9 protein-coding genes are annotated in these 13900 nt (G+C 69.1%); 6 read left to right on the top strand and 3 right to left on the bottom strand.

Going from position 1 to position 13900, the window contains the following annotated elements:
• Positions 1–3: 3 nt before the first annotated feature.
• A complete protein-coding gene (locus tag HNP73_RS19550; protein WP_184154073.1) occupies positions 4–3015 on the top strand; it encodes a valine--tRNA ligase in 3012 nt (1003 codons plus the stop codon).
• A gap of 19 nt (positions 3016–3034) precedes the next feature.
• Here the strand turns inward: HNP73_RS19550 and HNP73_RS19545 are convergent, their stop codons facing one another.
• Positions 3035–3721 carry a GAP family protein gene (locus HNP73_RS19545; protein WP_184154071.1) on the bottom strand — a complete coding sequence of 229 codons (687 nt, stop codon included), beginning with the start codon at positions 3719–3721 and terminating at the stop codon, positions 3035–3037.
• 91 nt (positions 3722–3812) lie between these two features.
• Positions 3813–5033, bottom strand: coding sequence for an N-acetylmuramoyl-L-alanine amidase (locus HNP73_RS19540; protein ID WP_184154069.1), 1221 nt, complete (start codon positions 5031–5033; stop codon positions 3813–3815).
• A gap of 361 nt (positions 5034–5394) precedes the next feature.
• Here HNP73_RS19540 and HNP73_RS19535 point away from each other — a divergent pair, with 361 nt between their 5' ends.
• Positions 5395–8481 (top strand): Rne/Rng family ribonuclease, encoded by a 3087-nt coding sequence (locus tag HNP73_RS19535; RefSeq protein ID WP_184154067.1) that lies wholly within the window; start codon positions 5395–5397, stop codon positions 8479–8481.
• On the opposite strand, the gene HNP73_RS19530 is transcribed toward HNP73_RS19535, so the two are convergent.
• Positions 8468–9637, bottom strand: coding sequence for an aminotransferase class I/II-fold pyridoxal phosphate-dependent enzyme (locus HNP73_RS19530; RefSeq protein ID WP_184154065.1), 1170 nt, complete (start codon positions 9635–9637; stop codon positions 8468–8470). The two genes, HNP73_RS19535 and HNP73_RS19530, sit on opposite strands and share 14 nt — an antisense overlap.
• 42 nt (positions 9638–9679) lie before the next feature.
• On the opposite strand from HNP73_RS19530, the gene HNP73_RS19525 reads away from it, so the two are divergent.
• From HNP73_RS19525 to accC, 4 genes are all read left to right on the top strand, one after another.
• Positions 9680–11062 carry a M48 family metalloprotease gene (locus tag HNP73_RS19525; RefSeq protein ID WP_184154063.1) on the top strand — a complete coding sequence of 461 codons (1383 nt, stop codon included), beginning with the start codon at positions 9680–9682 and terminating at the stop codon, positions 11060–11062.
• Positions 11059–11838: a DsbA family protein gene (locus HNP73_RS19520; protein ID WP_184154060.1), complete on the top strand. Its 780-nt coding sequence runs from the start codon at positions 11059–11061 to the stop codon at positions 11836–11838. Before HNP73_RS19525 ends, HNP73_RS19520 begins: the two co-directional genes overlap by 4 nt.
• 178 nt (positions 11839–12016) lie before the next feature.
• A complete protein-coding gene (gene accB / locus HNP73_RS19515; RefSeq protein ID WP_184154057.1) occupies positions 12017–12508 on the top strand; it encodes an acetyl-CoA carboxylase biotin carboxyl carrier protein in 492 nt (163 codons plus the stop codon).
• A 22-nt stretch (positions 12509–12530) separates the two neighbouring features.
• Positions 12531–13880: an acetyl-CoA carboxylase biotin carboxylase subunit gene (accC, locus tag HNP73_RS19510; protein WP_184154054.1), complete on the top strand. Its 1350-nt coding sequence runs from the start codon at positions 12531–12533 to the stop codon at positions 13878–13880.
• Positions 13881–13900: the final 20 nt, after the last annotated feature.

The raw sequence follows: 13900 nt of genomic DNA, 5'->3' as shown, positions 1-13900 counted from the left end.
GCCATGGCGATGGAAAAGACCTTCGACGCACGCACCGCCGAGCCCGAGGTGAGTGCCCGGTGGGAAGAAGCGGACGCGTTCCGCGCCGGCGCGAACGCGCGGCCCGGCCCGAACGGCGAGCCCGCGCCGGCGTTTTCCATGCTGCTGCCGCCGCCGAACGTCACCGGCAGCCTGCACATGGGCCATGCCTTCAACCATACCCTCATGGACATCCTCGCCCGCTGGCACCGGATGCAGGGCCATGACGTGCTCTGGCAGCCCGGTCTCGACCACGCGGGGATCGCCACGCAGATGGTCGTCGAGCGCCGGCTTGCTGCGTCGGGCAACATCAGCCGCCGCGACATGGGCCGCGAGGCGTTCGTTGAAAAGGTCTGGGAGTGGAAGGAAGAATCGGGCGGCACGATCCTCGAACAGTCGAAGCGGCTCGGCGACTCGTTCGATCTCTCGCGCAACCGCTTCACCATGGACGAGGGCTTCCACGACGCGGTGTTGCGCACGTTCGTCGATTTCTATGACCGGGGCCTGATCTTCCGCGGCAAGCGGCTGGTGAACTGGGATCCGCACTTCGAGACGGCGATTTCCGATCTCGAGGTGGAGAACATCGAAGTCCCGGGCCACATGTGGCACTTCAAGTACCGCCTCGCGGGGGGCGAGACCTACGAGTACGTGGAGAAGGACGCGGACGGCAACGTCACGCTGCGCGAGACGCGGGACTATATCTCGATCGCGACCACCCGGCCCGAGACCATGCTCGGCGACGGTGCGGTTGCCGTGCATCCCTCGGACGAGCGCTACGCGCCGATCGTCGGCAAGATGGTGCAGCTGCCGCTCTGCGACCGGCTGATCCCGATCGTCACCGACGAGTACCCGGATCCGGACTTCGGATCGGGCGCGGTGAAGATCACCGGCGCGCACGACTTCAACGACTACAAGGTCGCGGAGCGCAACGGCCTGCCCATGTACCGCCTGATGGACACCCGGGGGCGGATGCGGGCGGACGGCACGCCTTACGCCGAGGCCGTTGCCCGGGCGCGCGAGATCGCCGCCGGGTCGCCCACGAACGGGGCCGAGGTCGATACCCTGAACCTGGTGCCGGAGGCTTATCGCGGCCTTGACCGCTTCGACGCGCGCAAGGCGGTCATCGCCGACATCAACGCCGCCGGTCTCGCCGTCACGGTGACGAACGCCGACGGCGAAGCGGTGCCGTATGTCGAGGCGAAGCCGATCACCCAGCCGTTCGGCGACCGCTCGAAGGTGGTGATCGAGCCTATGCTGACCGACCAGTGGTTCGTGGACACCTCCGATCTCGCCCGACAAGCGCTCGACGCGGTGCGCGATGGCCGCACGCGGATCCTGCCGGAGCGCGACGAGAAGACCTATTTCCACTGGCTCGAGAACATCGAGCCCTGGTGCATCTCGCGTCAGCTCTGGTGGGGCCATCAGATCCCGGTCTGGTACGGCGACTACGTTGATCCAGAGGGGCGGATCCAGCACGACGCCGGGGCGCCGGCCGCGTCCGACGAGCCGCATGTCTACGTGGAGCAGGGCCGGCGGGTCCGGGCGTTCTGCGGCGCCACCGCCGACGCGGTGCGCGAGGATGCGGAGAACTGGTATCGCGCCCGTCTCGGCGAGCGGGTCGTCGTCCGCTTCGAGGGCGAGCCGGAGGCCGAGAGCGGCGCGTTCCCCGAGGAGGCGGATAGCGTCGTCATCACGCTTGGCCGCGACGCGGACGTGCTCGACACGTGGTTCTCGTCCGGCATCTGGCCGCTCGGCACGCTCGGCTGGCCAGAGGATACCGCGGAGCTGAAGCGGTACTACCCGACCAGCGTCCTTGTGACCGGCTTCGACATCATCTTCTTCTGGGTCGCCCGGATGATGATGATGCAGCTCGCGATCGTCGGCGAGGTGCCGTTCCGCGACGTCTACATCCATGCCCTCGTCCGTGACGAAAAGGGCAAGAAGATGTCGAAGTCGCTCGGCAACGTGCTCGACCCGATCGAACTCATCGACGAGTACGGCGCGGACGCGGTGCGCTTCACCCTCGCGGCCATGGCGGCGATGGGGCGCGACCTGAAACTCTCCAAGGAGCGGATCGCGGGCTACCGCAACTTCGGGACGAAGCTCTGGAATGCCGCGCGCTTCGCCGAGATGAACGGCTGCGTGGCCGATCCGGCGTTCGATCCGAAGGCAGTGACCCTGACCGCGAACCGCTGGATCGTCGGCGAGACCGGCAAGCTCCGCGAGGCGCTCGACGCGGCGATCGGGGCCTATCGCTACAATGACGCGGCGAACGCGCTCTATGCCCACGTCTGGGGCAAGGTCTGTGACTGGTACGTCGAGCTCGCGAAGCCGCTCTTCCAGAGCGAGGGCGCGGCCGAGACGCGGGCGACGATGGCCTGGGTGCTCGACCAGTGCCTGATCCTGATGCACCCGTTCATGCCGTTCATCACCGAGACGCTGTGGGCCGCCGACGGGGAGCGGGCGACGCTGCTCGCTCATGCCGACTGGCCGACCTACGGCGCCGAACTCGTCGAGACGGACGCGGACACCGAGATGAACTGGGTGATCGGGCTCATCGAGGAGATCCGCTCCGTCCGGGCGCAGATGCGGGTGCCCGCCGGGGCAAAGGTGACGCTGGTGGAACTCGACCTCGCGCCGGCGCGGGCGGAGGCGCTGGAGCGCAATCGCGCGCTGGTGGCGCGGCTCGCGCGGATCGAGACGTTCGAGAGCGCGGCCGAGGCGCCGAAGGGGGCGGTGACGATCACCGTGCCCGAGGGCACGTTCTGCCTGCCGCTTGCGGGCGTGATCGACGTTGCCGCCGAGCGGGACCGTCTGGCGAAGGCGCTCGACAAGCTCGGCAAGGAGGCGAAGGGCCTGCGCGCCAAGCTCTCGAACGAGGCCTTCGTCGCGCGTGCCCCGGAGGAAGTGGTGGACGAGCAGCGCGCGCGTCTCGAGGCCGCCGAGGAGGAGATGGCGATCCTCAAGGCCGCCGAGGCGCGGCTGGCGGGGCTCTGACCCCGCCTTCGGCTGCGGCTCAGAGCGCCTCGATGCCGCTGCCGATCAGCATGGCGCCGATGACGAGGAGCACCGCCGCCACCACGATGGTCTGGTAGCGCGCGAGCCAGTCACGCGCCGCCTCGAGGCTGCCGCCCTCGCGTCGACCGGCGAGTGCCACCCAGACGACGGGAACCGCCGGCCCGAGCCCGGCGAGGATGGCGTAGGTCAGCGAGAGCGCCAGTGTCTCGCCGCCGGTCAGCGTCGCCTGCCCGATGAGCAGGCCCGCGCCGAGGACGAAGACCAGTTCCTTCATCTCCGCGACGGTCAGGAACATGCCGAGCCAGAACGCCCGCGCCGGTCCCGCGCTCTCGATGGCGCGGATCCAGCCCGGCAACTCGCCCGCCGTTGCACCCGGCGTCGCGCCCGCCGGCGGGCGCCGCCACCAGAGCACGATCGCCGCGATGACGAGGATGACCCCGAAGGCGATCCGCAACCAGCTGCCACGGTCGAAGATGTCGGCCATCGCCTCGCCCTCGATCCAGCCGGCGAGGAAGGCGGCGATCACGGTCAGCGCCGCGACGATCGCAACCCGTCCCGCCGCGAACCCGGCGCCCCCCGCGACGCCGCCGCGGCCGAGGAGCGGCATGATGACGACGAGGATCGGGAAGGGGCAAAGCGCCACCGGAATGGCATAGGGGACGAGATCGCCGAGAACCTGAAACATCGCATTTCCACGCCGGTTTGGGCGCAATTATCGGCGATTCGGGCCCGTCAGCAAGCAAATGTGCAATAACGCATAGTGAACGTGCGGAGTCTCAGCGGCGCAACCCTTCGGTGAGTTCGTGGTCGTGGACGAGCCATTCGGCGAGACCGTCCGCCAGCGCTCTTGCCGTCGTTGCGCGCCACTCCGGCGACTGCAGCGCCGCGCGGTCGTCGGGGTTGGACAGGAACCCGAGTTCCAGCAGGACCGAGGGCATGTCCGGGGCCGTCAGCACCTCGAAGTTCGCCGCCTGCCGTGGCTCGGTCCAGATCGTGCTGACCGGCCTGAGGGCGGAGACGAGCGTGTCGGCAAGGACACCGGCCCGGGCGTCGGTCTCGACCCGGGCGAGGCCTGCGAGGACCTCGCTGACCGGATCGCCCGGCGCAAGCCCGGCGAGACTGTCGGCGGCGTTCTCAGCGCGCGCCCGCGCCGCCGCGCGGGGGCTCGACCCGCGATCGGCGCGGGTGAAGGCGATGGCACCAGCGACGGTGGGGGTCGACTCCACGTTGGCATGCAGCGACAGGAACACGTCCGCGCCCGCCTGCCGCGCCCGAACCACTCGGTCGGCCAAAGGCACGAAATCGTCGTCCTCGCGCGTCATCAGGACCTGAAAGCCACGATCGATCAGCGCGGCGCGAAGCGCGAACCCGAAGGCAAGCACCAGTGACTTCTCCTCCGCGCCGTCGCGCACGGCGCCGGGGTCGATGCCACCGTGGCCCGGGTCGATCGCCACCACCACATCTCCCGTGCCCTGCACGCGGGGCGGCGGCAGGCCGCCGGAGGGCCAGACGCCGGGCGGCGCTCCCGAAGCGGCGGCAAACTCCGCCGCGTCGGTCTGGTGCAGCGAGACGAACAGCCGCGCGCCGGAGCCGTCCGGGCGCATCTCGGCGGTCGCGAGGGCCTGCGGCGAGGCGAGATCGAGGACGAGGCGTGACCATCCCGGCCCGATCCGGCCAACCCGGAGCGGTGCCTCGCCTCCGTCGCGGCGGATGTCGCGGGCGTCGAACCCCGCCCAGTCGAGGCCGGCGAAGTCGAGCACCAGTCGCGGCGGAGCGTCGAGCGTGAAGACGCGAAATGGCACCGGCCGGTCGAGGGCGATTTCCACATCGAGGCTGCGGCCGAACCAGCCTTCGCGCAGCGACGACGCGCTGGCGTCGGCTTGGGCAGGCGGTTCGGATTGCCCGGGAACAGGCAGCAACAGCGCGGTCGCGAGCACGATTGTCGCGAGAATGGGCCGGATAACCCGCCGACTGCCTGTGGAAAAACCATTTGTCATTTTGCCGTCCGCGTGCATAAGGTGCCCTGCGGCACGGTTGCATGCGCTTCCGTCCGCTCACGTATTCGTCGCACGCTCGCGGCATTGCAAGACCGCTGACGTCGTCTTGGATGATCCCGGCATACCTGCGACAGCCATCCCCGGGCCGCAAGGTCCACCACGTAATGGGCTCGGGACGATTGATCCGCCCCGGGCCGGAGACGATCCGCGGTGAAGCGCGCAGGAAGAGCACTGGCCATGACCCCCTCCCCTGAGCAGGGCGGTCCGGCTTCGCTTTCGCGTCCCGCTGTACAACCCCCTGGAACGCCAGCTGCCCCGCGCCCCCAAGCGTCGGCCGCCGTGCGCGTTCGCGAAAGAAGCCATGACAAAGAAAATGCTGATCGACGCCACCCACGCGGAAGAAACCCGCGTTGTGGTGGTGGACGGAAACAAGGTCGAGGACTTCGACTTTGAGTCACTGAACAAGCGGCAGCTCGCCGGCAACATCTACCTCGCGAAGGTTACCCGGGTCGAGCCGTCGCTGCAGGCGGCGTTCGTCGATTACGGCGGCAATCGCCACGGGTTCCTCGCGTTCTCGGAAATCCATCCCGACTACTACCAGATCCCCAAGGCCGATCGCGAGGCACTGCTGCGTGAGGAGGCGGAGTACGCCCGCCAGGCCGAGGAAGAGCCTGCTCGCGAAAAGCCCAAGCCGCGCACCCGCTCGCGCAGCCGCAAGCGCCCGGCGCCGGCGGACGCGCAGGTCGAGGATGCGGTGATCGCGTCCGAAGAGATCGTGGGCGAGGTCACCCGGTCGCCGGAACTCTCGGACGTGCCGCCGCCGTCGGCCGCTGGTGGCGAGATCGACATCAGCGTGCCTTTCGAGCCGGAGCGCCGTTCGGACGAGCCGGCCGCGCCGCCGGTCATGGACGCCATGGCCGAGGCCGCGGCGATCGATCCCGTCGCGGCGGACCCGCACCTCGAGGCCGACGCAGCCCACGGAGACGATGGACACGACGACCACGGTGACCACGGCGACGACCACGAGCACGACTCCAACGGCGATGCGCCGGAGGGGTATGAGTCGCTCGGCGGCGATGACGTTCACGAGGAACGGTCTGCGCCGCGCCGGCCGAAGCTGCGCCGCTACAAGATCCAGGAAGTCATCAAGGTCCGGCAGATCCTGCTCGTGCAGGTCGTGAAGGAAGAGCGCGGCAACAAGGGCGCGGCGCTCACCACCTATCTCTCGCTCGCCGGCCGCTACTGCGTGCTGATGCCGAACACGGCGCGGGGCGGCGGCATCAGCCGCAAGATCACCAACGCCGCGGATCGCAAGAAGCTCAAGGAGATCTCGAGCTCGATCACCGTGCCCGAGGGCGCGGGGCTCATCATCCGGACCGCCGGGGCGAGCCGGACCAAGACCGAGATCCGGCGTGACTACGAGTATCTCCTGCGTCAGTGGGAGCAGATCCGGGATCTGACCCTGAAGTCCATCGCTCCGGCGCCGATCTATGAGGAAGGGAGCCTGATCAAGCGGGCGATCCGGGACCTTTACAGCCGGGAGATGGACGAGATCCTCGTCGATGGCGAGCGCGGTTACCGCGAGGCCAAGGACTACATGAAGATGCTCATGCCTTCGCACGCGAAGAACGTGAAGCATTACGCCGATCCGGCGCCGCTGTTCTCGCGGTTCCAGGTCGAAAGCTATCTCTCGGCGATGTTCAATCCGGTCGTGCAACTGAAAAGCGGCGGCTACATCGTCATCGACGTGACCGAGGCGCTCGTCGCGATCGACGTGAACTCCGGGCGTGCCACCCGCGAGGCGTCCATCGAGGAGACCGCGGTCAAGACCAACCTCGAGGCGGCGGAAGAGGCGGCGCGGCAGATGCGGCTGCGCGATCTCGCGGGCCTCATCGTCATCGACTTCATCGACATGGAAGACCGGCGCAACAACGCCGCGGTCGAGAAGCGCCTCAAGGAGAAGCTGAAAAGCGACCGGGCGCGCATCCAGGTCGGTCGGATCTCGGCGTTCGGCCTGCTGGAAATGAGCCGGCAGCGGCTGCGCCCGGGCATGATCGAGGCGACTACCAAGGCCTGCCCGCACTGCCACGGCACCGGCCGGGTGCGCTCGGACGACTCGATGGCGCTCGCGATGCTGCGCGAGATCGAGGAAGAGGGCGTGAAGCAGCGCTCGAAGGAGGTGCTGATCGTCGCCCCCGTCGAGATCGCCAACTACCTCCTGAACCAGAAGCGCGAGCACATCGCGATGATCGAGGGCCGGTTTGGGCTGTCGGTGCGCATCGAGGGCGATTCCTCACTGATTTCACCGGATTACCGGGTGGAGCGGTTCAAGACCGCGTCGCGCATCGTGCCGGCCGCCAGCGCGGTCCTGCCGGTTGTCGCCTATCCCGATGAGATCGAGGACGAGGAAGAGGTCGTCGAGGCCGAGGCGCCTGAGGCGGTTGAGGCCGCTGGCGGCGACAAGGCGGGTGATGCCGCTGGCGGCGACAAGGCGAACGGCAAGCGCAAGCGGCGCCGGCGTCGGCGCGGCGGCAAGCTCAACGGCGAAAACGGGCACGAGTCCCACGAGTACGAAGCGGGTGAGGGCGACGACAGCGACGCCGGAACACCCGCGGAGGGCACGGCCGAGCCGGTATCCGAGCCGGCAACGGCCGAGCCTGCCCCCGCGCCGGAGGCGGAGTTCGCCGCATCCGAGGTGACCGGGACGCCGGCCTCCGAGCCGGCAGCCGCCGAGGCGGCGCCCGCGGCGGAGGCGGAGGCCGCGCCGAAGCCCCGGTCGCGTCGTCGCTCGCGCAACCGTCCCGCTGACGAGCCGGCCACGCCTGCGGAGCCCGCGGCCACGACGGCAGCCACGGCCCCAGCCACGGCCCCGGCGTCGCCATTTGACGACGTGATCGAGCTCGGTGACGAGGCGGTGTCGCAGATCGTCGAAGTGCCGGAGGCCAATGCGCCGCAGCGCAAATCGCGTGAGCGGGTGAGAAAGCCTGCGACGGCGGTTCTTGCCGAGGTGCTGAGCGGGGCCGACGCTGCAGTTGCGCCGACGCCGGACGTGGCCGAAGCCGGGGAGGGCCCGGCAGCGGATGCGCCCGAGGCTGCACCTGAAGCGGTCGGGTCGGATGACGCCCCGGCAGAGGCACCCGTGGCCGAGGCCGCACCGCTGGAGGTCGAAGCTTCAGAGGGCGAGCCCGTGGCGGCGGTTGCTGCCGAGGCTGAAGCCGAACCGGCGGCTGAAGCTGAACCGGCGGCTGAAGCAACGCCCGTGGCGGCGGTTGCCGTGGAAGCCGAGGCCGCGCTGGCGGAGGCGACTGCTGCACCCGAGGCGGCTGCCGAGCCCGGAGCGGCCGCCGAGGCGGAGGCTTCGGCCGAAGCTGAGGCCCCGGCCGAAGACGACAAGCCGCAGGAGCCGAAGCGCCGCGGCTGGTGGTCGCGGGCGATCAGCGGCTCTTGAGCAATCCCGCATGGGCCGGCGACGCGCCGGCCCATGCTTCCAGCCGGCGCAGGGCCTCGGCCATGTCGGCGGTCGATCTGGCGTAGGAGAAGCGCAGCGTCTGCGCGCCGCGCGCCGGATCGAAATCGAGCCCCGGCGTCACGGCGACACCGGCCTCCTGCAGGATCCGGGTGCAGAGTTCCCGGCTGTCCTCGGTCATGTCGCTGACATCGGCGTAGATGTAGAAGGCGCCGTCCGGGGGAGCGATCTTCGTGAAGCCGGCCTTCGGCAGACCTTCGAGCAGCAAGCGGCGGTTCTCGGCATAGACCGTGAGGTTGGCGTCAAGCTCTTCGCTGGCGTCGAGCGCGGCCAGCGCTGCGACCTGGCTCGCGTGCGGGGCGCAGATGAACATGTTCTGCACCAGCCGCTCCACCCGGCGGACGTGCGACTCGGGCACCACCATCCAGCCGATGCGCCAGCCGGTCATGGAGAAGTACTTCGAGAACGAGTTGATGACGTAGACGTCATCGGAGATCTCGAGCGCCGTCACCGCGCGGCTACCGTACTGGATGCCGTGGTAGATCTCGTCCGAGATGAACCCGAGGCCGAGGTCCGCCGCGCGCTCGATCAGCGCGGCAAGCTCCGTGGTGCCGAGCATGGTGCCGGTCGGGTTCGCCGGGCTCGCCACCAGCGCGCCGGCGAGGTCTGGCGTCAGGTCCTCCGGGCGCGGCTGGTAACGGCTCTCCGGCCCGGCCGGGATGCCGACCGGCTCAAGGTCGAGGGCACGCAAGATGTTGCGATAGCTCGGATATCCCGGATCGCCGATCGCCACGCGGTCGCCGCGGTCGAAAAGCGCGGTGAAGGTCAGGATGAACGCGGCCGACGAGCCCGCGGTCACCACCACCCGGTTCGGGTCGAGATCGACATTGTACCACTCGCCGTAGAGCTTCGCGATCCGCGCGCGCAGGGCCGGTAGGCCAAGGGCCACGGTGTAGCCGAGCGGTCCGGCGTTCATCGCCTCGGCCAGCGCCTCTCGCGCGCGGCGCGGCGCCGGCGTGCCGGGTTGGCCCACTTCCATGTGGATCACCGACCGGCCGGCCGCTTCCTCGGCCCGCGCCGCTTCCATGACGTCCATCACGATGAAGGGATCGACCTCACCCCGCCTTGAACTCCGCACCATGCCTCTCCTAGCTTGGCTCTATCCAGCTCGACGGGGCCCATGAGCCATGAAATCCGATCCCGTGCAACCGAGGCCCTCCGCCGCTGGCTGATGGGCGGCCTCGTGCTGCTTGCCGCGATCGTCGTTGCCCTGCCGGCCGCGGCCCAGAGCCTGATCCGTGACGCCGAGATCGAGCAGACCCTGCAGCGCCTCGCCTATCCGCTGTTCCGGGCCGCTGCCGTCAGCCCGTCGACCGTGCGCATCTACATCGTCAATGACCCCGAACCGAATGCCTTCGTGGCGGGCGGGTCCAACATCTTCGTCAACACCGGCCTTCTGACCGAGCTCGGCTCGATGGACGAGGTGCAGGCGGTCATTGCCCACGAGCTCGGCCACCTGACCGGCGGCCATCAGGTGACGCGGGGCGAATCTCTCGCCGGCGCCAAGACCTTCGGCGTGCTCGGCATGATCGGCGCGGCCGCCGCGACGGTGGCGGGCAGCCCGGAGGCGGGTCTTGCGATCATGGCCGGCTCTTCGCAGGCGGCGATGCGCAACCTGCTCGCCCACACCCGCGCCGAGGAGGCCGCCGCCGACCAGTCGGGCCTGCGCTACCTGTCGGCGGCCGGGGCTGATCCCGACGCCATGCTCCGCGTGCTCGACCACTTCCGCGGGCAAGACGCCATGCTTGGCGGCTACAACGTCGACGCCTATGCCCGAAGCCATCCGCTCTGGAGCGAGCGCATTTCGCTCATCGAGGAGCGGGTGGCGAAGCTCCCGAAGGGCAAGCCACCCTCGCCGGAAGACGACTACTGGTATCGCCGCATGGTGGCGAAGCTCGAGGCCTTCCTGTCGAGCCCGGCGACGACTCTGCGGGCCTATCCCGACGGCGACACGAGCGAGGCCGCCCGTCTGGCGCGGGCCGTCGCCTGGCATCGGCGCCCGGACCCCGCGAAAGCCGTGGCGGCCATCGACGCGCTGATCGCGATCCGCCCGGACGATCCGTGGTACAATGAGCTGAAGGGCCAGTTCCTGCTGGAGACTGGCCGGGCCGCTCCGGCGGCTGCGGCCTATCGTCGCGCCGCCGAGCTTGCGCCTGACGAGCCGCTCGTCCTCGCCGGGCTCGGCCGGGCGCTCCTGAACGAGGACGGACCCGATGCCGCGACGGAAGCCCGGAAGGTGCTCGCCCGCGCCCAGTCGCTCGACCGGGTCGGCGATCCCGGAATGTTGCGCGACCTTGCCCTTGCCGAGGCCCGCCTTGGCAACGATGGTGCCGCCGCACTGGCAACCGCCGAAAGATTCTCCCTGATGAGCGACTGGCGCGACGCTGCGCGCAATGCCCAGCGCGCTTCGGACCTCCTGCCCTACGGCTCGCCGGGGTGGCAGCGGGCGCAGGATCTCGTTACCATTTCCACCCGCGCGTTGAAGAGTTCGAGAAAGCCATGATCACCCGTCTTGCCCGAGCCGCCGTCGCCGGCCTCTGCCTGGTCACCGCCGGCGCCGCGTTTGCACAGGACGCCGCCCCGGTGCCGGAGCAGTCGTCACCCTTCACCGCGGACCAGCGTGAGGCGCTGCACGCCGAGATCCGCGCCTATCTGCTGGCGAATCCCGAGATCGTCATGGAAATGGTGAAGATCCTCGAGCAGAAGCAGCAGGTTGCCGCGGCCACCGACGACAAGGCGCTGGTCGCCGCCAACGCGGCGGCGATCTTTGACGACGGATTTTCCTGGGTCGGCGGCAATCCCGACGGCAAGCTCACCATCGTCGAATTTCTCGACTACCAGTGCGGTTATTGCCGCAAGGCGCAGCCCGAGATCCTCGCGCTGCTCGAGGACAACGACGACGTGCGGCTGATCGTGAAGGAAATGCCGATCCTCGGCCCCGGCTCGGACCTCGCGGCGCGCGCGGCGGTCGCCACCATGGTCGCCGAGGGGCCGGAGGCCTATGCCCGGCTGCACGAGCAATTGATGACGATGAAGGGCGAGATCACCGACGCGAGCCTTGATCGCGCCTTCTCCAAGGCGGGAGTCGACGCCGACAAGGCGCGCGCCGCCATGGAAGACCCCGAGGTGACGCGGCGCATCGACGCGACCCATGCCCTCGCGGAAACGCTGGGAATTGCGGGGACTCCGACCTTCGTCGTCGCCGACACCATGGTTCGCGGCTACGTGCCGCGGGCGCAGATCGAAGGGTTGCTCGAGCAGGCGCGCACGGCGGAGTGACCGCGAAGCCCCGGGAGAAGCGCAATTAATCAATTGTTCTAGCGCGCTGCGGGGGTTCCGCCCCACAGCCGCTGTCAACCGCTTTCCGCTTTTAACCGCCGTGTCAGCCGCCTATATAGGGGAACCCCGCGAGGGAGGGACAGGCGGCGAAGTCCGCGGAAGGCAGCAGGGCGCATCCATGAGCAAGAGACCCCAGGAGCAGGACATCGAGTTCATCAAGGCCCTGGCGGAGTTGCTGCGCGACAATGATCTCACCGAAATCGAGGTCAACCGCGAGTTCGGCGACGACGACAGCATGACTGTTCGGGTTGCCCGCCAGTTCCAGACGGTTGCCCCGGCGCCTGCGCCCGTCCAGGTGGCCGCGCCCGTGGCGATCCCGGCGCCCGCGGCCACTTCCTCTGGTGCGCCGCAGGCCGCCCCCGACCCGGCGGATGATCCGGGCGTCGTGCCCTCGCCGATGGTGGGGACCGCGTATCTCCAGGCAGAGCCCGGCGCGCCGTCCTTCGTCAAGGTCGGCGACCAGGTGGCCGAGGGCCAGACGATCCTGATCATCGAGGCGATGAAGACGATGAACCAGATCGCGGCGCCCCGCTCCGGTCGGGTGAAGCGCATCCTGATCACCGACGGCCAGCCGGTCGAGTTCGGCGCGCCGCTGATGATCCTCGAATGACCCACGCGCGGAGCTGACGCCCATGTTCAGCAAGATCCTGATCGCGAACCGCGGCGAGATCGCGCTCCGTATCCTGCGCGCCTGCAAGGAGATGGGGATCCAGACGGTGGCGATCCACTCCACCGCCGACTCCAACGCCATGCACGTGCGGATGGCCGACGAGAGCGTCTGTGTCGGCCCGCCGCCGGCGGGGCAGAGCTATCTCGCCATGCCGAACCTGATCGCCGCCTGCGAGATCACCGGCGCAGAGGCGATCCATCCCGGCTACGGGTTCCTGAGCGAGAACGCGAACTTCGTGCAGATCGTCGAGGACCACGGGCTCACCTTCATCGGGCCGAGCTCCGAGCACATCCGGCTGATGGGCGACAAGATCACCGCCAAGGAGACCATGAAGGCGCTGGGCGTGCCCTGTGTGCCCGGGTCGGACGGTGGTGTGCCGACGCTCGAGGACGCGCGCAAGGTCGCGGCCCAGATCGGCTATCCGGTCATCATCAAGGCGACCGCCGGCGGTGGCGGGCGCGGCATGAAGGTGGCGCGGACCGAGGCCGAGATCGAGACGGCGTTCCAGACCGCGCGGTCAGAGGCGAAGGCCGCGTTCGGCAATGACGAGGTCTATCTCGAGAAGTACCTGACGACGCCGCGCCACATCGAAATTCAGGTGTTCGGCGACGGCAAGGGGGGCGCGGTGCATCTCGGCGAGCGCGACTGCTCGTTGCAGCGCCGGCACCAGAAGGTGATGGAAGAGGCGCCCTCGCCGGTCATCGACGCGGCGACTCGCGCCCGGATCGGCAAGATCTGTGCCGACGCGGTGGCCCAGATCGGTTACTCCGGCGCCGGGACGATCGAGTTCCTTTATGAGGACGGCGAGTTCTACTTCATCGAGATGAACACCCGTCTGCAGGTGGAGCATCCGGTCACCGAGGCGATCTATGACGTCGACCTCGTGCAGGAGCAGATCCGCGTTGCCGCCGGCCTGCCGATGTCGTTCACCCAGGAGGAACTGGTTCCGAACGGGCACGCCATCGAGTGCCGCATCAACGCCGAGAAGCTGCCGGACTTCCGGCCCTCACCGGGCAAGATCACGACCTACTATGCGCCGGGCGGCCTCGGCGTGCGGATGGACAGCGCGATCTACGACGGCTACGTGATCCCGCCCTACTACGACAGCCTGATCGGCAAGCTGATCGTCCACGCCCGCACCCGCGATCTGGCGATCGCGCGCCTGCAGCGGGCGCTTTCGGAGCTGGTGGTCGACGGCATCGACACGACGACGCCACTCTTTCACGCGCTGCTCGAAGAGCCCGACATCCAGCGTGGACGCTACAGCATCCACTGGCTGGAGGAGTGGCTGGCGCGCGAGACGGACGCCTGAGGCGGGGGCGCCGCGCGCAC

The sequence above is a fragment of the Amaricoccus macauensis genome (genome assembly GCF_014201905.1).
Classification (GTDB): Bacteria; Pseudomonadota; Alphaproteobacteria; order Rhodobacterales; family Rhodobacteraceae; genus Amaricoccus; species Amaricoccus macauensis.
The sequence above is the reverse complement of the archived record's forward strand: the minus strand, read 5'-3'. Positions and strand labels throughout refer to the sequence as shown.